Consider the following 19,496-nt stretch of genomic DNA (forward strand, 5'->3'; position numbering starts at 1 on the left):
TCAGGCTCCCTTCGCGGCGCGGCGTTCGGTCGGCTGGGTGACCCGGTCGAGCATCAGCCCCAGGCAGACGATGGCGACACCCGCGACGAGGCCGAGGGCCAGATCGCCGGTGGCGAGGCCGGTGACGACGTCGTAGCCGAGGGCGCCGCCGCCGACCAGACCGCCGATGATGACGACGGCGAGGACGAGGACCACGCCCTGGTTGACGGCGAGCAGCAGCGCCGGGCGGGCCAGCGGCAACTGGACCTGGCGCAGGATCTGCCAGCGGGTCGCGCCGAGCGAGGTCGCCGACTCCATCGCCGCCGGGTCGACCTGGCGCAGGCCCTGGGTGGTGATGCGGATGACGGCGGGCAGCGCGTAGACGACGGCCGCGGCGGCGGCCGGGGCGCGGCCCACGGCGAACAGTGCGACGACCGGGATGAGGTAGACGAACTGCGGCATGGTCTGCATGACGTCCAGGACCGGGCGGAGGATCGCCTCCAGGCGTTTGCTGCCGGCCGCGAGGATGCCGGTGCCGACGCCGATGACCAGCGTCACCACGAGGGCGGCGAGCACCTGCGACAGGGTGTTCATCGACGGCTTCCACACGCCCAGCACGCCGATGACGGCCATCGCGAGGACGGCGGTCAGCGCGGTGCGCCAGGTGCCGATCAGCCAGGCCAGCGCGGCGACGATGAGCAGTGTGGCGTACCAGGGCAGGGCGGTCAGGCCGTCGCGCAGCGGGTTGAGGACCCAGTTGGTGAAGTGCGCGGCCCAGTCGGCGGTGCCGCCGACGACGGGGATGCCGGAGTAGAGGTGGTCGACCATCCACTCCTTGGCGTCGTTGACGGGCCGGGCGATGGCGACGGTCGCGCCGGTCGGCCAGACCGCGGAGCCGGCGAGCCGGCCGGCCACCGCGACCACGGCGGTCGCGACGGCGACACCGGCCCAGCCGCGCCATCCGCGCAGGGCGGCGGGTCCGGCGGCGCGGGCGCCCCCGGCCTTCTCGCCCGCCGCGGCGGTGGTGCGGTCCATGACGATGGCGAGCAGCACGATCGGGACGGCGGCGGCGAGGGCCGCGCCGACATCGACGGAGGCGAGGGCCTGGTAGACGCGGTCGCCGAGACCGGCGGCGCCGATCATCGAGGCGATCACGGCCATGGACAGCGCCATCATGATCGTCTGGTTGAGGCCGAGCAGCAGTTCCTTACGGGCCAGCGGCAGCCGGGCGGTCAGCAGCCGCTGCCGTCCGGTGGCGCCGAGCGAGGTGACGGCCTCCAGGACCCCGGCGTCCGCGCCGCGCAGCCCGAGGGCGGTGAGCCGGGCCATCGGCGGCGCCGCGTAGACGACGGTGGCCAGCAGCGCGGCGGGCACCCCGATGCCGAAGATCAGCACGACGGGCAGCAGGTACGCGAAGGCCGGGAGCACCTGCATGGTGTCCAGGACCGGGCGCAGCAGCCGGAACATCCGGTCCGACAGGCCGCCGGCGAGACCGAGGAGCGCGCCGACGACGACCGACGCGAGCACCGCGACGATCATCAGGGCGAGGGTCTGCATCGTCGGCACCCACATCCCCAGCACGCCGCTGACCAGGAAGGACACCAGGGCGGTCGCGGCGATGCGCCAACCGGCGACGCGCCAGGCGACGAGGGTGACGCCGACGGTGACGCCCGTCCAGCCCAGCGCGAGCAGCACCAGGTACACGCCGCGGACGGAGAGCACCACGGCGTTGGAGAGGTGGCCGAGGAAGTAGACGAACAGCGGGTGGCTGTCGCGGTTGTCGATGATCCAGTCGCTGGCGCTGCCGAGCGGCCCGGAGACGTCGACGGTCAGCGCCTCGGGCCAGACGCCGCCGGACCACTTGGCGTGCAGCAGCGGGACGAGGACCGCGGCGGCGACGGCGAGCAGCACCAGCTTGGCCAGGCCCCGGCGGCGCAGCAGGGCGCGCAGCGGGCCGGCGGACGGGGCGTCGGGCACGGCGGTGGTGGTGGCGGTGGCGGCACTCATGCGCGGCCCCGTTTCACCGTGCCGGCGGGCACGTTCATCGCGGCGGCGCGCTGCGCCTGCCGCCAGTGGCGGCGCAGCGCGGCGCGCAGCCGCGGCAGCACCGGGGTGCGGGGGACGCGGGCGCCGCGCAGCGCGACGCCGTGGGGGGTGGCGGGGTACATCAGGCGGCCACCTCGGTGCGCGCCACGTCCACCCGGGCGACGACGTTCAGCAGGCAGGCGTGGTCGACGATGCCCAGGCAGCGGCCGTTCTCGGCGACGCGGACGGCGCCGCCGGAGCGGGCGACGGCCTCGATGGCTTCGGAGATGAGGGTGGACGGCGCCAGCGCCGGTCCCTGTTCGGCCTCGTCGCCCTCAGCCGGGCGCATGGCGCGGCGGACGGTGAGGACCTGCTCGCGCGGGACGTCGCGGACGAAGTCGCGGACGTAGTCGTCGGCCGGGGAGCCGACGATCTCCTCGGGCGTGCCGAGCTGGACGATCTCGCCGTCGCGCATCAGGGCGATGCGGTCGCCGACGGTCAGCGCCTCGGCGAGGTCGTGGGTGATGAAGACCATCGTCCGGCCCTCCTCGCGATGCAGGCGGACGACTTCCTCCTGCATGTCGCGGCGGATGAGCGGGTCGAGGGCGCTGAACGGCTCGTCGAACAGCAGGATCTCGGGGTCGACGGCGAGGGCGCGGGCCAGGCCCACGCGCTGCTGCTGGCCGCCGGAGAGCTGGCCGGGGCGGCGCTTCTCCAGTCCGGCGAGGCCGACCTTCGCCACCATCTCGGCGGCCCGCGCGCGGCGTTCGGCCTTGCCGACGCCCTGGATCTCCAGGCCGTAGGCGACGTTGTCGAGGACGGTGCGGTGCGGCAGCAGACCGAAGTGCTGGAAGACCATGGCGGCGCGGCGGCGGCGCAGGTCGCGCAGGGCGGCGCGGTCCATGCCGAGGACGTCCTCGCCGTCCATCTCCAGGGTGCCGCCGGTCGGTTCGATGAGCCGGGTCAGGCAGCGGACGAGGGTGGACTTGCCGGAGCCGGAGAGGCCCATGACGACGAAGACCTCGCCCTTGTGGACGTCGAAGGAGACGTCACGGACGGCGGGCGTGCAGCCGGTGCGCTCGCGCACCTCGGGGACGCTCAGGCCGGTCAGGGAGGTGTCGCCGGGGATGCGGTCGGCCTTGGGGCCGAAGACCTTCCACAGGTTGCGGGCGGAGAACACGACCTCGCGGGCGGTGGTGTCCTCGGGGCTCGCGGCGGGGGCCGGGACGGCCGGGGCCGGGGCCCCGGTGCCGTTGCCGTTGCCGGCCGCGGATATGCCGGAGGTGCCGGAGGCGGTGGTACCCATCAGGCATCACCGCCTCGGGCCGGGGCTTCGCGGAGCAGGTCGGCGGCCTTCTCCCCCAGCATCAGGACGCCGATCATCGGGTTGACGGCGGGCATCGTCGGGAAGACGGAGGCGTCGGCGATCCGGACGTGCGACAGGCCGCGGATCTTCAACTCAGGGTCGACGACGGCGAGTTCATCGTCCTCGGCGCCCATCTTGCAGGTGCCGGCGGGGTGGTAGACGGTGTGCGCGGCCTTGCGGACCAGTTCGCTGATCTCCGCGTCGTCGGTGACCTCGGGGCCGGGGAAGACCTCGCGCTTGAGCCACTTCTTGAACGGCTCGGCCTCGGCGACCTTCCGCGCCAGCTTGATGCCGTCGACGAGGGTCTTGCCGTCGTAGTCCTCGTCGTCCTCGAAGTACTTGAAGTCGAGGGCGGGCTTGACCTCGGGGTCGGCGGAGGTGAGGTAGAGGCGGCCGCGGGCGCGGGACTTGGGGATGTTGGGGGTCATCGAGACGCCGTGTTCGGGGCGCTCGTAGCCCAGCCGCTCCGGGTTGTCCGTGAACGGGATCTGGTAGAAGTGGAACATCAGGTCAGGACCCTTGTGGTCGGCGTCCCGCTTGATGAACAGGCCCGCGTCGGAGTCCATCGCGGAGTTGCCGGGCAGCGGCCCGTTGGTCTCCCAGACGATGACCGACTCGGGGTGGTCGATGAGGTTCTCGCCGACGCCCGGCAGGTCCAGGACGCAACGGATGCCGAGCGCCTCCAGGTCCTTCTTCGGGCCGATGCCGGAGAGCATCAGCAGCCGCGGGGTGTCCACCGCGCCGGCGCAGAGCAGCACCTCGCGCCCGGCCTCGACGAACAGCTCCTCGCCGTCCTTCGTCCGGGCGTGGACGCCGGTGGCACGGGAGCCGTCCAGCTCCAGCTTGTCGGCCCAGGTCTCCAGCAGCAGCGTGAGGTTGGGGCGGTCCCCGGCCTCGATGTGCGGGTGGAGGTAGGCGACGGAGGCGGAGGAGCGCTTGTTGTTCTCCGGGTGGTACGAGAGGTCGAAGAAGCCGACGCCCTCGTCGAAGGGCTGGTCGTTGAAGCCGACGACCTCGGGCACGTCCAGGGCGGTCTTGACGGCCTCGACCCAGTCGGTGGCGATGGCGTTCTGGTCCTTCTTGGCGACCCGCACGATGTTGTTGCGGAGCTTGCCGAAGTAGGGGTCCATCTTCGCGGCGCCCCAGCCGGCGGCGCCCGCGGCCTCCCACTCGTCCCAGTCGGACGGCAGCGGCTTGAAGGAGATCAGCGTGTTGTGCGAGGAGCAGCCGCCGAGGACCTTGGCGCGGCTGTGCAGGATGTGGGAGTTGCCGCGCGGCTGCTCGGTGGTGGTGTAGCCGTAGTCGAGGTCGCCGCCGAGCAGACCGAGCCAGCGGCGCAGCGTCAGCACGTCCTCACGGTCGATGTCGGTGGGGCCGCCCTCGATGACGACGACGCTGACGTCCGGGTCCTCGGTCAGCCGGGAGGCGATCACCGAACCCGCGGTACCGCCGCCGACGATGACGTAGTCGGCCGTGACGGTGCGGGGTGCGGGGGAAGACGGGGGCATACGGGTACTCCTTCGTGCACAGTGCCTGAGCTGCTGCGGGTGGTGCGGGGCCGCGGGGGTTCGGCGGCGCCGCGGGGCGGGGGCGGCCCCGGGCGGCCGGGGCGCGGGGCCCCGGCACGGCGGGCGGCGGTCAGGGGCGCCGCCCGCCGTGCGGCGAGGTCAGCCGCCGAACCAGCGGACCGGCTCGGGCCGGAGGTTTTCGTAGATGTGCTTGGCCTCGCGGTACTCGTCCAGACCGGACGGGCCCAGCTCGCGGCCGATGCCGGACTTGCCGAAGCCGCCCCACTCCGCCTGCGGGAGGTAGGGGTGGTAGTCGTTGATCCACACGGTGCCGTGGCGCAGCCGGGCGGCGACGCGGCGGGCGCGGGCGGAGTCGCCGGAGAAGACCGCGCCGGCCAGGCCGTACTCGGTGTCGTTGGCGAGGGCGACGGCCTCGTCCTCGGTGGTGAAGGTCTCGACGCTGAGGATCGGCCCGAAGGTCTCCTCACGGACCACCTTCATCTCCCGGTGGCAGCCGTCGAGGACGGTCGGGGAGTAGAAGTAGCCGCTCGCCGGGCGGATGTCGCTGGGCTCGGGGCGCGAGCCGCCGGCGCGCAGCTTCGCGCCCTCGGCGAGCGCGGAGGCGACGTACGCCTCGACCTTGTCGAGCTGCTGCTGGGAGACGAGCGGGCCGCACTCCACACCGTCCTCGGTGCCGCGGCCGAGCTTGATCTTCTCGGCGCGGCGGGCCAGCTCGGTGACGAAGCGGTCCTTGACGGACTCCTCGATGATCAGGCGGGCACCGGCCGAGCAGACCTGGCCGCTGTGGATGAACGCGGCGTTCAGCGCCTGGTCGACGGCGGTGTCGAAGCCCTCCTCGGTGGCGCAGGCGTCGGCGAAGACCACGTTGGGGTTCTTGCCGCCCAGCTCCAGGGCGATCTTCTTGGCGCCCGAGACCGCGGCGGCACCCGCCTTGGTGCCGCTGACCAGGCCGCCGGTGAAGGAGAAGAGATCGACGTCCGGGTGGTCGGCCAGCCGCTGGCCGACCGGCACCCCGGCGCCGGTGACGATGTTGGCGACACCGTCCGGCAGACCGGCCTCGACCAGCAGCTTCACCAGGTACACCGTCGACAGCGGGGTGACCTCGCTGGGCTTGACGACGAAGGTGTTGCCCGCGGCGAGCGCCGGGGCGACCTTCCAGCTGACCTGGAGCAGCGGGTAGTTCCACGGTGTGATCAGCGCGCAGACGCCGACCGGCTCGTGGACGACGACGCTGTGCACATCGGCGGAGCCGGCGTCGACGACACGGCCGCCGCTCTCGTTCATGACGGTGTCGGCGAAGTAGCGGAAAGCGCTGGTGACGTCGTCGACGTCGACCCGGCCCTCCTCCAGCGTCTTGCCGGTGTCGCGGCTCTCGATGAGCGCGATCTCCTCGCGGTCGCGCTGGAGCAGGTCGGCGACGCGGCGCAGCAGCGCGGCGCGCTCGGCGACCGGGGTGGTGGGCCAGGCGCCGTCGTCGAAGGCGCGGCGGGCCGCGGCCACCGCGGCGTCGGTGTCCTCCGCATCGCCCTCGGCCACCAACTGGATGACCGTGGCGTCGGCGGGATCGAGGACCTCCCGCGTGGCGCCGGATGCGGCGGCGCGCCACACCCCGTCTACGTGAATGGTCTCGCTTGCCGACACGTCTGTTCTGCCTTCCGTTACCGATTTGTTCCACTGGTTCACACCAGCAACGGGGACCCCTCCCCGAAACCTCTACAGCTATGCCCAACCATTCGTCGAAAGTGGCCCGAGTCACTCAATGTGCGGCCGAATGTCCTCATACGTACCCTGAATAGCCGTACGTCCCCGCGTACGCCCCTTTCGGTGCGGAGGTGCCCACGGATGAGCAGCAGACGCCGAACCGCGACCACCCTCACCGCCCTGACCTGCGGCGCAGCCCTCCTCGGCGGATTCGCGGGGTCCGCGCCCGCCCGGGCGGGCGACTCCGGGGACGAGGGCGATCTGGCCGGGAAGTCCGCCGAACAGATCTCGGAGCTGGCCCGCAAGGAACTCCTCGCCGCGACCTCACTGCGGCTGCGCACCAGCACCAGCGTCGACGCCACCCGCCTCGACCTCACGATGAACCGCTCCGGCGACTGCACCGGCGCCATCAGCAAGGGCCGCTACGGCAAGGTCGAGCTGATCAAGCACGGCCGGGAGATCTGGCTCAAGCCGGACGACGCGTTCTGGAAGGGCCAGCTCTCCGCGGACGCCGCCGCCTCCGTCATCGCCCGCGTCAAGGGCCGCTACCTGCACGGCACCACCGACGATCCGCTCCCCGCGAGCATCGCCGCCGCCTGCGACCTGGCCGCCTTCCAGAAACAGACCGCCGGCTCCGGCAGCTCCGAATCCCCCACCCCGCCCCCGCCCGGCTCCTCCCCCGAGCCGAAGCTCACCCTGCGCAAGGGCAAACCGACCGTCCAGGAGGGCACCCGCGTCCTGCCCATCCTCAAAACCCGCGGCAACGCCAGCCAGACCCTCTACGTCGCCATCGACGGCAAACACGTCCCCCGCCGCATGACCGCCGAGGTCGACCACCAGACCGCGACCATCCTCCTCAGCGACTACGGCGCGCACGTCTCGTCCAAGACCCCGACCCCCGCCCAGAGCCTCGACATCTCCGAGGTCGAGGACCAACTCCCGGGCGCGAAACCGCCGTCCCAGGAGACCTGAGGGGCCGGAACGGGCAGCGCCGCCAACTCCCGTCCCCCGTACGCAAAGAGGAACGGTTTTCGCACGTACGCACGTAACGCCTCCCCGCGCGTATCGTTGGACCGTGCGGCTGCCCGCGCCGCGCGGCAGCGGGGAGGAGCGGCACGATGACCATCAGCCTCGTACGGACCGACGTAATCGAGACCGACAGGATCGACATGCCCGAGAACGGCGACCTCAGCTTGGACGACCTGTTCGAGCGCCTGGAGAAGATGCCAGTCCCCGAGGGTTACAAGGCCGAGATCGTCGAGGGGAACGTCTTCATGTCGCCGCAGCGGGACGCGCACTGGCAGACCATCCGCAGGATCGTACGGGCGCTGGAGGACCGCCACGGCATGGGTGCCGTCATCCTCTCCGATGTCCGCATCGACTTCCCGGGGCAGGCCAACGGCTTCGCCCCGGACGTCGCGAAGTTCGCCGCCGACGCCGAGAAGGACGCCCACGGGCGCTGGCGCCACCAGGACATCGAGTTCGTCGCCGAGGTCATCTCGAAGGGCACCGGCATGAACGACTACGGCCCCAAGAAGACCGCCTACGCGCAGGCCGAGGTGCCGGTGTATCTGATCGCCGACCCGTACACCGCCCGCTGCCGGGTCTTCACCCACCCGGAGGGCGGCGACTACAAGAGCGATCTCACCCTCGCGTACGGCGAGCCCGTCGATCTGACCGGCACGGTCGTCGGCATCACGCTCACCACCGAGGACTTCCCCCGCGACTGACCGGCCGGCCCGGAGGCGCGCCCGCCCTCAGGCCCGCTCGGCCCGGCCCCGGCGCACCGTGTAGGTGAGGAGGCCCGCGACGATCAGGGCGGTCAGGGTCAGGCCGACGACCGCCGGGGCGGCACGGCCGAAGGCCGCCGAGGCCAGGGCGAGCGTCATCGGGATGGCGATCTGTACGGCCATCACCAGCACGATCAGGCCGACGCCGACCCGGGCGATGAACCCGAGGCCGGGACGGCGCAACCGCTGGACCTCGTCCTCCAGCCGCTCGATCTCGGCGGCCATGCGCCGGTGGTTCTCCTCCAGGGCCGCGATCCGGGCGTCCGCGTCGGCGCCGCCGGACGGCGGTGTGGTGGGCGTGTTCATTCCCACACCCTATGCGGGAGCCGCGGAGCGGACCGCCCGGCCGTCATGCCGCGCGCCCGGGGAATCCAACTCCCCTGTGAAACACATCAGTTGAGAATCCCGCACACCTCAGCCATGGCCCTGGCCGCGTTCCGGGGCGCCCTCGTGCCGCCGGGCGCGTTCCGCGGACGGAGTGTCCGGGTCCGGGTCGGAGGGGCGCGGGCCCTCCGGTCCGTCCGGGCCGATCCGGACCAGCCGCTCGACGCGTACGACCTTGAAGCAGCGGCCCGGGTGCCCCTCGACGCGGATGTCGTTGCCGGGGCGCCGGGCCAGCCGGTCACCGGCCCGCTCGTACGCCTCCCGCTCCGCACCGGCGAGTTTGAGGGTGACGGGGGCGAGGACGCGCAGCCACATCGTGAGCGCGTCGCGGGCGTCCTGCGGGGTGTCGCAGGACGCGGTGTGGGCCTGCCATTCGCCGCCGGTGCGTTCGGCGACCATGAACGCCGCGGGGAGCAGCACCCCGCCCGGGTGGCTGACGGCCGCCCGCCGCTCGTCCCGCTCGACGTCCGGCGGCGCCGAGCCCGCCGCCCGGACGAACTGCAGCAGATCGAGTTTGAGGACGCCGTCCGACATGCCCGTACCGGCCGCCGGATCGATGACGAACCCTTGTGTCCGGCCCGGGTGGCAGGCATCGCCGTACCGCGCCGGGTCCGGGTCCGAGGGGCGCGGCGGCTCCGGTCCGTCGGGGCCCATCCGGACGAACTCCTCGCAGCGCACGACGCGGTAGCGCTCCCCCAGGACGGTCAGGTCGTCGGGCCGCTCGCGCTCCAGCCGGGCGGCGGCCGCCAGGAACGCGGGGGCGTGCGCGGTACGGGCGGAGCGGCGGGCCCGGCGCCGGAACTCCGCGGCCAGGGCGTCCCGGGCGGTCTGCGGGCCGCTGCCGCCGAAGCACCGCACCTCCCAGCCGCCCTGCTCCCGCTCCCGCGCGGCGCCGAAGACCGGGCCGCCCGTCCCCAGAAGCTCCGGGTAGCGCTCCCGCGCCCGCCATGCCTCCTCCTCGGACAGCTCCGCCACCGGGCCGTCCTGGGCGGTGACCCTGATGGTGCGGTACGCGGGCACTTCCTCACCGTGTTCCGTCATGTCCGCAGTGTGGGCAGCGGCCCGCCCGCAGGGCGTCGGGTCGGCGGACAAACCACCTGTGGGGGTGGCGCCGGGGCCCGGCCGGAAAGCGTCCGCCGTCCGTGCGCCCGTCGCCGCCCCGGCGCGTACCGCGTCGGCGTGGTGCCGCCCGGCGACGGCGGGCGGCGGACGACAATCCGGGCATGGCTGACACCGAGACGAAAGCAGTGCTGAGCGGCGGACCCGCCGACTTCCCGGAGCGGATCGTGCCGATCGAGCCACCGGGACCGGAGATCAAGATCGCCTGGCGCAACGGCTACGAACACTTCCGCGCCACCGGCCGCCACGAGGAGACGGCGGAGGGCCGGCTGCCGGTCTACGAGTGGTGGGAACGGACGGAACTGCCGGGCTGAGTGCCTGCGCTGCCGGGGTGCGGGCCTGTACTGCTGGCGTGTGCGGGGCGCGCCCCGCCGGGTGAGTGGCGGGGCGCCCAGGGTCCGGGGCGCCCGGTGACGGGCCGGGGCCCGGACGGCGGGCGGCAGGCGGCGGGAGGCCGGCGGCGGGGCCGGGCCGGAGCGCCTGACGGCCGGCCAGGCCCCGGGGCGCCGGCCCGCGCCCCGGCCCGCCCGCCAGGAGACCCGGACGGCCGCCCGCCCTGGCCCGGCGTCAGGACCGCGCCCCGTCAGGGGCCGTCAGCCCCGCGTCCTCCCCGCCCTCCTCACGCATGCGGAACGAACGCGTTGAGCGCCGCGCGCAGGGTGGATTCCTGTTGGGGCCAGTCGGTGACGGGACCGCGGACCAGGACCGCGAACTGGCGGCCGTCGGGGGTGCTGAAGGCGCAGTCCACCACCTGGACACGCTCGCCCAACTGCGCGCTGTCGTAGGCGTAGACCAGCTTGGCGGCGTCCGAGGAGGGCGCGCCGTCACCGAACGCGCCGCGCTCGATCTCCGTGTAACCGGGGTTGCCCGCCAGGCTCTCCGAGGCGGTCTCCAGGGAGTGGCGGGGCGTCTCGTCCGGATCGCTGATCTCGAAGACCTGCACCAGACCGCGCTCGTCGGGCGAGGTGTAGAACTCACCGTCCGTACGGGAGCTGTGCTGCCAGCCCTCCGGTACGGCGAGGGTGAAGTCCTTGTCGGTGTTGTGGACGAGGTGGAAGCCCTCGGGGAGGCCGGTGCCGGTCGGCGTCGGCTCCGTCGGTTCGGTGGGCAGCTCCGGGTACGACGTCCCGCCGTTCGCCGCGGCGGTGGGCGAGGGCGCCGGTTTCGGATCGGGTGCCGCGCCGCTGCCCCACAGCAGCCAGCCGCCGCCGAAGCCCAGTCCGATGACGGCGACCGCGGCACCCGCCACGAGCGCGGCGGTACGGCGCGGGGAGCGGCGCCCGGCGACCGTCGGCCGCTCGTCCCACGTCATGCTCCCCGGCAACGCGTCCAGCGCGGCCTGGCCGGGGTACGGCGCGGGGGCCGCCGCCGGCTCCGCTCCGGACGGCGGCGGGGATCCGGGCGCGGCGGCCGGAGCGGCCTCGTCCGGCGCGGACGCGGCACCGGCACCGGATGCGCCCGCGCCGCTCTCCGTCCCCCCGCCCGCCGGTGGCGCGGACGGGGCCGCGGGCGGCGGGGTCCAGGCCGGGCGGGGCGGCGGGCCCGTGTACGGGGCGGGCGGCGGGGCGCCGTCCTCCCACCGCTGGGTGTCGCTGTTCCAACGGGCGGGGCCACCGCCGTGTGCGGTCATCCGCCCACCAGCGCGGCGACGGCCTCGACGACGGCCGTACCGGAGGAGAGCAGTCCGACGACGGACCCGGCGTCGGTGAGCGCGGTCCGCAGCCGCTCCAGGCGCCGGGGGCCCGCCGCGCCCCGCGTCGCGATCTCCGTCTCGGTGTCCGCCAGTTCCCCGCCCAGCGCCTCGGTCTGCGGGGTGGTGACCGCGCGGGCGAGGTCCTCGCGGAGTGCGCGGACGGCGCGCAGCAACTCCTCGTGCGCCGGGTCGGTGGCCGGGCCCGCGCCGGTGTTCTGGGTGACGGTGTTGTGGTTGCCGATGGCGAGGGCACCGTTCACCGTGCCGATGTGGATGCCGTTGCCCTGGTCGTCAGTTGTTGCCACGGGTGGCCCCTTCTCCGGGCGCGCCGGTGCGCCGGTCGTTGTGGGTGACGGTGTTGTGGTCGCCGATGGCCACCGCGCCCTGGGCGGACTCGACGTAGACGCCGCCCTCGGCGACGTTGATCACGCGCCGTTCGAACTCCTCGGTGACGTACCCGGCCTCGTGCAGCGCGGTGGTCACCCCTGCGGCGACCCGCTGCTGCACGGTCTTGAGGTACCGGGCCGCGTCCATGCCCTGGAAGAGCGAGGCGTCGCCGTACGAGCCCAGCTCCCGCACCGCGAGGCCGGGGCCCTCGGGCAGCGCGGTCCCGTGGCCGCCGATGGCGAGCCGCCAGGCGGAGCGCAGCCACCGCGCGACGCCGGTGGCCGCGTGCGCGCACGCCCGCGACGTCCCGGTCAGCGCCCGCAGGCCCTGCACGACGGGGTGGAGGTGGGCCTCCTGGTGGGCGAAGCGGTCGGCGTCCTGGAAGTCCTGCCGAAGCGGCCACAGCACATGCGGCGCGACCTCCAGCATCAGCATGCCGCCCTGGGTGTGGACCCGTACGAAGAGCGTCGTCACCACGCCCTCGTGCCAGCCGCCGACCCGGATACGCAGGAAGTGCCGCCGGGTCTCGCCGCCTTCCTCCACGGCGTCGGCGAGGTGCCGGGCCAGCTCCTGCGGGGCGTACGGGGCGGCGGCGCGCGAGGGGAGGCCGTCGGCCGGGAGGAAGACGCACTCGTCGGTCTCCAGCTCCCGCAGCCGGTCGCGGACCGCGGAGCGCGCCCGCGGCGAACGGTGCGCCGAGGGCACCCGCAGCGCCTGCACCAGCGGGACGATGCGCTCCAGGAACGCGGCGTTGTCCAGCGGCCGGACCTCGGTGTCCGTCCGGGGCCGCAGCTCCACCGAGAGCGACCAGGTGCCGTACGCCTCCCCGGCGCCGCGGAACGGCTCGCCCGGCCGGTACATCGCGAGCCGGCTGTGCTGTTCGGTACGGATACGGTCGCGCAGCCGCTGGAAGCGGGCGCCGGTGTGCGCCTCGGCCGGGTCGCGGCGCAGGTCGGGGAAGCGGGTGCGGGAGAGTTCCTCCCGCAGGACGCGGGCGACGCGGCGGCGCTGGAGGGCGACGAGGACGGCGGTGGCGACGGGCAGCATCAGCGCCGTCCACATCTGCACCACGCCCGGACCGGACGAGGAACCGCCGTCGAGTCCGCCGGAGCCGGCCCAGCCGGTGGCGTCGGCGCCGTCGCCCGCGTAGGTCGAGTACCCGTCGTCGGAGACGCCCGGGACGAGCCAGTCCAGCATCGACGCGGTGGAGCCGAACGCTCCGGCCGCCAGGAACACCACGATCATCGCCGCCGTGATCCGTCCGTACCAGCGGAGCAGGAAGGCGCCGCCCGCCGCCAGCCAGAACGGCAGCGGCAGCCGCCGGACGAACCGGCCCAGGCCCAGCAGCAGTACCGGCCAGACGTAGAGCCCGCTCAGGCCGAACGAGATCGGGACGGAGAGGAGCCACAGGCCCAGGAGGGCGGCGGCCCAGCCCAGTTGGAGGCGGCGGGCGCGCAGGGCGTGGGCGAGGACGCGGGCCGCGTCGATGCCCAGGGACGGAGCGGCGAACCGCTCCTCGTGGACGTACAGCTCGTCGATGACGGCGTCACGGAAGGTGTCGTCCAGGTAGGTGCCGGCGCACAGCAGGCGGGTGGCCTCGCTGGCGGCGGGCGGCACGGCGGCGGACGGCGGCGCCGCGGGCGGCGGAGGCGCGGCCGGGCCCTTGCCGAAGGAGGTGTGGTTGTCGTGGTCGCCGGGCTGGGCAGGCACGTTCGTCTGACTCACCGCTCTTCCCCCAAGGCGCGTGCCGGAGCCGTGATACGGGCTCTGCCGGCCCCTTTGCCGCGCGTTCTACGGAGCGGCAGCATAGGCGAGCCGACCGCTTCGGGCCAGCGCGTTCGGCGGGCGGGCGGGGCAACGGCCGGGCCCGCGCGATCCGTTGGGGACCGCGCGGGCCCGTGGCCGTGCGCCGGGTGTCCGCGCCGGTGCCGTCGTCCCCGGTCGGGGCGGCGGCCCGGCGGCGCGGATCAGAGCAGGCCGAGACCGCGGACGGCGTCGCGCTCCTCCGCCAGCTCCTTGACGGAGGCGTCGATGCGCTCGCGGGAGAAGTCGTTGATCTCCAGGCCCTGGACGATCTCGTACGCGCCGTCCTTGGTGGTGACGGGGAACGACGAGATGAGGCCCTCGGGGACGCCGTAGGAGCCGTCCGAGGGGATGCCCATGGAGGTCCAGTCGCCGGCGGCGGTGCCGTTGACCCAGGTGTGGACGTGGTCGATGGCGGCGTTGGCCGCGGAGGCGGCGGAGGACGCGCCACGGGCGTCGATGATCGCCGCGCCGCGCTTGGCGACGGTCGGGATGAACTCGTCGGCCAGCCACGCCTGGTCGTTCACGGCCTCGGCGGCGTTCTTGCCGGCCACCTCGGCGTGGAAGATGTCGGGGTACTGGGTGGCGGAGTGGTTGCCCCAGATCGTGAGCTTGCGGATCTCGGAGACCGGGGTGCCGGTCTTCTTCGAGAGCTGCGAGAGCGCACGGTTGTGGTCCAGGCGGGTCATCGCGGTGAAGCGCTCACGCGGCACGTCCGGCGCGGCGGCCTGGGCGATGAGGGCGTTGGTGTTGGCCGGGTTGCCGACGACGAGGACCTTGATGTCGTCCGCGGCGTGGTCGTTGATGGCCTTGCCCTGCGGCTTGAAGATGCCGCCGTTGGCCTCCAGCAGGTCGCCGCGCTCCATGCCCTTGGTACGGGGGCGGGCGCCGACGAGGAGGGCGACGTTGGCGCCGTCGAAGGCGACGTTCGGGTCGTCCGAGATGTCGATGCCCTGGAGCAGCGGGAAGGCACAGTCGTCCAGCTCCATGGCGGTGCCCTCGGCGGCCTTCAGGCCCTGGGGGATCTCCAGCAGGCGCAGCTTGACCGGCACGTCCGCGCCGAGCAGGTGACCGGAGGCGATGCGGAAGAGGAGGGCGTAACCGATCTGGCCGGCGGCGCCGGTGACGGTGACATTGACGGGAGTGCGGGTCATGGCGATCTCCTGCGCGATGTGTTCCGGGGGCAAGCCCCGGTCCACCTTGGGTGGCGGTGGGTGTCTGCCCGTTTTCGAGGTCTCATCGATGACTCTCGACGAGTCTCTTGGTATCGAGAGACCTGTCCGTCAGGCTATCGGACCCCGTCCCGCCCCCGGCGCCGGGCCGGTGTGGCGCGGCTCACCGGCGCCCTCCCGGGCGCCCGGACGGGCGCGGCGGGCCACCGGCGCGCGCCCTCGCGCCTGTCCCCCGTGGGAGTGACCGCGTCTCCCCGGCGGGTGCGCCGTACGGGCCGGTGGGGGGCCGGCCCGTACGGGGCGGGCCCGGTGCCGTGGGGGTCCGCGCGGCCCGTGCCGGTCCGGTCCTTCCGGTCCGTGCCGTCCGGTCCGCGCGCCGGCGCCCGGGGCCCCGTCCGCACGACGCGGCGGCCGCCCGCTGATGGAGGGGCGCGGGCGGCCGCCGGGTTGTGCACACCCGTGGGGGGTTGATGTCCGCCTGCCCGGGATGGACGGCGGCATGCCCCACGACACGGGCCACACCGGCCCCTCCGGTCATTACCGGCCAGTTCACCGGAGGCCGTCCGCGCCCCGGCACACGACCGCGCACCGCCGGCACCTGGGGAATCGTCCCGGGGGCGCGGGTTCCTGAGGCGATGCCAGGAGCGCGCGGGTCGGCCGGGATGTGCTGGGCGAGGACCGGGTTCTTCCTCACGGGGCGGGCCCGGGCGCCGGGGAAGCCGTGGGCGCGTTCCCCGGAGCGCTCTGCTCGGCGCCCCTCAAGAGGTGGGAGCGGATGCGCGGGGTGAAGTAGGGCCGGGCGGGGCCGGGTTCCTGGCCGATGTCCTCGTTCGCCCTTGTTGCCCGGGGCTTTGCGAGGCGGGGCCCGGTGCCGGGGCGGGCGTCGGGCGCCGGGCCGGACGGGCGGTGAGGGCGGCCCGTACGGGGCGGGCCCAGGGGCGCGCGCCGGGCCGCCGCGCGCCGGGCCGTCGGTCTCCTACGATCCGGCGCCCGGCGCCGCCACCGGTACCGGTGTGGCGAGTGGTTGGGCGCACCCTTGGGCGCCGTGGGCGGTGGTGCCGCAGGCGGTGGCGGTGCCGGGGGCGCCGGGCACGGTGACCATGGGGGTGGTGGCGCCGCCGGAGCGGCCCGCCGCGGCGCGGGCGCTGTGGCCGTGGGCGCTGACGCTGACCTGGCTGCCGGGGTCGGCGCCCACCATCCATGCCCAGGCGGCCCGGCAGTCCGCGTTGTAGCGCACCTCGATCAGTACGCCGCCGGCCGTGCCCCGGGCGGTGGTGACCGCCTTCGCCGCGCAGCCGGACGCCTCCGGGTCGCGCCCCAGGCAGCCGTCGGCCGTGCACCGTACGCCCGGGGGCGGGAGGGGGCGGGCGCTCCGCTCCGCCGTCGCCGTGGCGGCGGGGGTCCGGGGTACCGCGTCGCTGCTGCCGGGCCGGACCAGCAGTACGGCGGCGGCCACCAGCAGCAGCGCGCCGCCCGCGCCCGCCACCGGCACGACCCGGCGGCGCCGGCCGCCCCGCGCACCGCCCCGGGACGCCGCGGGCGTCCCCCATGCCCCGGACTCCCCCGGGCTCCCGGGCTTCCCCGGCGTTCCCGACGGGCCGTCACCCCGCTCGGCCCGGCGGCGCCAGGCCGCTTCGGCGTCCTCCCCCATGGCGGCTAGGTGCTCGGCGGGGACTCCGGCCGCCCGGGCGAGCCCGTCGAGCGCGGTGCGCGGCGGTGGCTGCCGGCCGTCGAGGTAGCGCACCCAGTCGGCGCGGGGCGTGCCGGTCCGCTCGGCGACGTCGGACACGCTGAGCCCGCCGCGGTCCACGACGCCGCGCAACTGCCGGACGAACTCCCTTATCTCCGGCTCCAGTTCCGCCGGAAGTGCCCGCCAGCGCGGCATGCCTTCCCCTCTCCCCCGTACGCGTACATCGCGCCGTACGGTCGCCGTCCGTCCCCGGGCCGCCCACCGGCACCGGCCGTTCCACAGATCCCCCGCCCCATCGAACCAGGCGCCCCCGGCACCCGCGCACGCCCCCGGCGCTCACGGTCACCACACGCGCGGCTCCCGTACGGAAATCCCCCCGGGAAGCCGTCCGTGCGCCCACGGGGTGCGGACGCCGGCCGGAGGGTCCTGGCCCGAGCCCCGCGGCTCCCGGCACGGGGCGCCTCGTAGCACCGCCCCTGACCAGCCACTTCAGGCCCGTCATGAACCGCGGCTCTCCGGATGCGGGGGGCGCTCCGCCGCCGCGCCGCTCCAGACCCCGCCCCGGGGCGATTCGCAACTCGCCCTTGGGCCGCGTGACTTCGGGTGCCGCCCCCGGTACGGGGCCCCATCGCCGCGTGGCGCCAAGGCCCTGCCGGGACCAGGCACTTCGCCCCGTCGGCACCGGGGCCCGGGCCGAGCCGCCCCGGGCCCCGGTGCGGGGGAGGCGCCACGCCTCCCCCTCGGACCCGGCCGCCCTCCACGGCCGGGCCCCGGGGCCGGGCCCGACCCCGGCCCCGCCGAGGGGGCCGATGCCGCACCGGACGCGGCGCCGGCCCCCTCTTCGGACGCACCGGCGGACGGCGCGCCGCAGGCGCCTCCCACCGGTACGCCGTCCTCGGGCGCCGCGTCACACGACGCCCCGCTCCACCGCGCCCGGGAGAGGGACGGGCCGGCGCCGGCCGGCCGCGCGTGGGGAGGACGTGATCCACCCGCGCCGGTCCACCGCCCGCACCCGGCGGGCGCCCCGCCCGCCCGGGAAGGAACCCGTCCCGGCACCGCCCCGCCCAGCCCCCGTACGCCCTGTCGTTCATCGCCGCAACGCCCCCCAGGTGTCGGGGCCGACGATGCCGTCCCGGGCCAGTCGCGCCGCCTTCTGGAACGCGCGGACCGCGCGCTCGGTCCGTACGCCGTACACGCCGTCGGCGACGCCCGGGTCGAGGCCGTGGTGGCGCAGCAGGCACTGGGCCTCGACGACAGCCCAGCCGGTGCTGCCGGTGCCCAGCAGCCGGACCTCGGTGCGGCTGTGCCCGGCGTACAGGAAGCCGCCGCTGCGGGTCAGCACACAGCCGCGTTCCTGGCCGCGGCGGACGGTGAACACGCCCTGCGCCGCGTCGACCGGCTCCGGGCCCAGCCAGGGACGGCCCGCCAGCAGCCCGGCGACGAAGGTCGCCAGCATCACGCCGCCCAGCACCCCGACCACCTTGGTCCGGGCGCCGCCGTCCTCACCCGCGTCCTCACCGCCGTCGAGCGGCCGCGGAGCCCCGGGGCGGGGCAGTTGGGCCGGGAGCACGGGGCGCTCCGGCACCGCCGCGCGCCGGGCGGCCGGCCGCGCGCGCCGCTCCTCCCACGCCTCGGCGGCCGACCGCCACAGCGCCAGCAGCCGCACCGGATCGGCCGCGCAGAGCCGCGCCAGCGCCTCGACGGCGTCGCGCGGCGGCAGTTCCTCGGCGTTGAGGTAACGCTCCCAGGACGCCCGTCCGTACGGGGTCCGGGCCGCGAGCGTGGTGAGGCTCAGCCCGCTGCGGCGCTTCAGCGTCCGCATCCGTACCGCGAGGTGTCGCACCCGGTGGTCCGGAGGGACGGGCAGTTCCTGCCAACGTGCCATGTTCACCCCATAGGCATGCGGTGTCTCCCGGCAAGGAGGCGCCTCGATCTGCCTACAGATACCAAGGTTCCGGCCACCGGTGAGCGGCGGAAACGGGGGCGGTGAGGGCCTTCCCGGCGCGTACAGGTCCCCCGCGCCCGCGCTCCGCGCTCCCTCCCCCGGACCCCGCGCCCGCCGCCCGGCGCGCCCCGTCCGCACCGTCCCGTCAGGTCGGCGAGGCACCGCACCCGAGACAACGCCCGCCCCGGGGCCGCCGGCCGGGACGTACGGACTGATGGACGGGCCCGACCCCGTCACCGGCGGGCACGGACAGCGCCGGACAGGCTTCAGGAAACCTCCCTGAACGAGAAGCCCCCTGCACGATCCGGCCGGACCGGCGGCACCGGGAACGGCGGCCCGCCCGCCCCGACGGACCACCGCCGAGCCGCGGGCCCGGCCCCGTCCGCACGGAAAACGGCGGGCCGCCCTCCCCGGAGGAAAGGGCGGCCCGCCGTCAGGAACGGCCCGGCTACCGGACCGTGAGATGCACCAGATCGTCCAGGAACGGCAGGTGCAGCCACGGCTTCGGCTGCACCATCAGCGCCAGGATCACGATCACGAAGCCCAGCACGCCGTACGTCAGCATGTCCGTGAAGCGGGAGCGGACGGCCAGCATGCCGACCGAGGGCAGCGCCCAGCGCAGCGCGGCGCCGCCCAGCAGGGCCAGGCCGATCACGATCGAGCCGATCCGGAACACATCGACCGCGACGAGCAGCAGCCCGAGGCCGACCCCGCCCATGACCGAGAGCAGCGGCCACTGGCGGACCGGTGCCGCGTGGTCGCCCGGTGCGGCCCGGCCGCCGCCCTGCGGGCGTGCGGTGTCCCTCGTGAGCTGCGGGAAGCGGCGCGTCAGGCGCCGGGGCCCGGACGCGCCGTCCGGGTGCGCTGCGTCGCCCATGGCCGCCTGTCCCTCCGTGTTCATTCGTGCCGTCCG

General features: G+C 74.9%; 17 protein-coding genes. 3 read left to right on the forward strand and 14 right to left on the reverse strand.

The genetic code is table 11. The features are described 5' to 3' along the window. The 5 genes from ACGH2B_RS09285 to ACGH2B_RS09305 form a co-directional block, all read right to left on the reverse strand. Positions 1-1,986, reverse strand: a complete 1,986-nt coding sequence (locus tag ACGH2B_RS09285) for an ABC transporter permease (protein WP_399086902.1) — start codon at positions 1,984-1,986, stop codon at positions 1-3. Then, positions 1,983-2,147, reverse strand: coding sequence for a hypothetical protein (locus ACGH2B_RS09290; protein WP_399086904.1), 165 nt, complete (start codon positions 2,145-2,147; stop codon positions 1,983-1,985). Before ACGH2B_RS09290 ends, ACGH2B_RS09285 begins: the two co-directional genes overlap by 4 nt. Further along, positions 2,147-3,310, reverse strand: a complete 1,164-nt coding sequence (locus tag ACGH2B_RS09295; protein ID WP_399086906.1) for a glycine betaine/L-proline ABC transporter ATP-binding protein — start codon at positions 3,308-3,310, stop codon at positions 2,147-2,149. Before ACGH2B_RS09295 ends, ACGH2B_RS09290 begins: the two co-directional genes overlap by 1 nt. Beyond that, complete coding sequence (locus ACGH2B_RS09300) at positions 3,310-4,878, reverse strand: GMC family oxidoreductase (protein WP_399086908.1); 1,569 nt, start codon at positions 4,876-4,878, stop codon at positions 3,310-3,312. Before ACGH2B_RS09300 ends, ACGH2B_RS09295 begins: the two co-directional genes overlap by 1 nt. A gap of 159 nt (positions 4,879-5,037) precedes the next feature. Then, positions 5,038-6,540 carry an aldehyde dehydrogenase family protein gene (locus ACGH2B_RS09305; protein WP_399086910.1) on the reverse strand — a complete coding sequence of 501 codons (1,503 nt, stop codon included), beginning with the start codon at positions 6,538-6,540 and terminating at the stop codon, positions 5,038-5,040. 201 nt (positions 6,541-6,741) lie between these two features. Between ACGH2B_RS09305 and ACGH2B_RS09310 the strand changes: the two genes are divergently transcribed. Together ACGH2B_RS09310 and ACGH2B_RS09315 are read left to right on the forward strand one after the other, a co-directional pair. Beyond that, entirely contained in the window at positions 6,742-7,572 is an 831-nt protein-coding gene (locus ACGH2B_RS09310; protein ID WP_399086912.1) for a hypothetical protein, read from the forward strand. A gap of 146 nt (positions 7,573-7,718) precedes the next feature. Further along, entirely contained in the window at positions 7,719-8,330 is a 612-nt protein-coding gene (locus ACGH2B_RS09315; protein ID WP_399086914.1) for a Uma2 family endonuclease, read from the forward strand. A gap of 27 nt (positions 8,331-8,357) precedes the next feature. On the opposite strand, the gene ACGH2B_RS09320 is transcribed toward ACGH2B_RS09315, so the two are convergent. Both ACGH2B_RS09320 and ACGH2B_RS09325 read right to left on the reverse strand, forming a co-directional pair. Beyond that, complete coding sequence (locus ACGH2B_RS09320; protein ID WP_399086916.1) at positions 8,358-8,696, reverse strand: hypothetical protein; 339 nt, start codon at positions 8,694-8,696, stop codon at positions 8,358-8,360. A 108-nt stretch (positions 8,697-8,804) separates the two neighbouring features. Continuing rightward, entirely contained in the window at positions 8,805-9,815 is a 1,011-nt protein-coding gene (locus ACGH2B_RS09325; RefSeq protein ID WP_399086918.1) for a DUF5954 family protein, read from the reverse strand. A 182-nt stretch (positions 9,816-9,997) separates the two neighbouring features. On the opposite strand from ACGH2B_RS09325, the gene ACGH2B_RS09330 reads away from it, so the two are divergent. Continuing rightward, positions 9,998-10,207: a DUF5988 family protein gene (locus tag ACGH2B_RS09330; protein ID WP_399086920.1), complete on the forward strand. Its 210-nt coding sequence runs from the start codon at positions 9,998-10,000 to the stop codon at positions 10,205-10,207. Positions 10,208-10,512: 305 nt separating this feature from the next. Here ACGH2B_RS09330 and ACGH2B_RS09335 read toward each other — a convergent pair whose 3' ends face one another. The 7 genes from ACGH2B_RS09335 to ACGH2B_RS09365 form a co-directional block, all read right to left on the reverse strand. Further along, complete coding sequence (locus ACGH2B_RS09335) at positions 10,513-11,523, reverse strand: hypothetical protein (protein ID WP_399086922.1); 1,011 nt, start codon at positions 11,521-11,523, stop codon at positions 10,513-10,515. Next, the gene (locus ACGH2B_RS09340) at positions 11,520-11,891 is read right to left on the reverse strand and encodes a hypothetical protein (RefSeq protein WP_399086924.1); all 372 of its coding nucleotides are present in this window, start codon (positions 11,889-11,891) and stop codon (positions 11,520-11,522) included. The genes ACGH2B_RS09335 and ACGH2B_RS09340 overlap by 4 nt, the downstream gene beginning before the upstream one ends. Continuing rightward, positions 11,878-13,698, reverse strand: a complete 1,821-nt coding sequence (locus tag ACGH2B_RS09345; protein ID WP_399086926.1) for a hypothetical protein — start codon at positions 13,696-13,698, stop codon at positions 11,878-11,880. Before ACGH2B_RS09345 ends, ACGH2B_RS09340 begins: the two co-directional genes overlap by 14 nt. 242 nt (positions 13,699-13,940) lie before the next feature. Then, positions 13,941-14,930, reverse strand: coding sequence for a malate dehydrogenase (locus ACGH2B_RS09350; RefSeq protein ID WP_399086928.1), 990 nt, complete (start codon positions 14,928-14,930; stop codon positions 13,941-13,943). Between the two features lie 994 nt (positions 14,931-15,924). Further along, the gene (locus tag ACGH2B_RS09355) at positions 15,925-16,833 is read right to left on the reverse strand and encodes a DUF2690 domain-containing protein (RefSeq protein WP_399086930.1); all 909 of its coding nucleotides are present in this window, start codon (positions 16,831-16,833) and stop codon (positions 15,925-15,927) included. An 892-nt stretch (positions 16,834-17,725) separates the two neighbouring features. Further along, complete coding sequence (locus tag ACGH2B_RS09360; RefSeq protein WP_399086932.1) at positions 17,726-18,523, reverse strand: peptidoglycan-binding protein; 798 nt, start codon at positions 18,521-18,523, stop codon at positions 17,726-17,728. Between the two features lie 508 nt (positions 18,524-19,031). Continuing rightward, positions 19,032-19,460, reverse strand: a complete 429-nt coding sequence (locus tag ACGH2B_RS09365) for a DUF3017 domain-containing protein (protein WP_399086934.1) — start codon at positions 19,458-19,460, stop codon at positions 19,032-19,034. Positions 19,461-19,496: the final 36 nt, after the last annotated feature.

Origin of the sequence: Streptomyces sp. BBFR2 (assembly GCF_044497305.1) — a bacterium.
Taxonomy (GTDB): Bacteria; Actinomycetota; Actinomycetes; order Streptomycetales; family Streptomycetaceae; genus Streptomyces.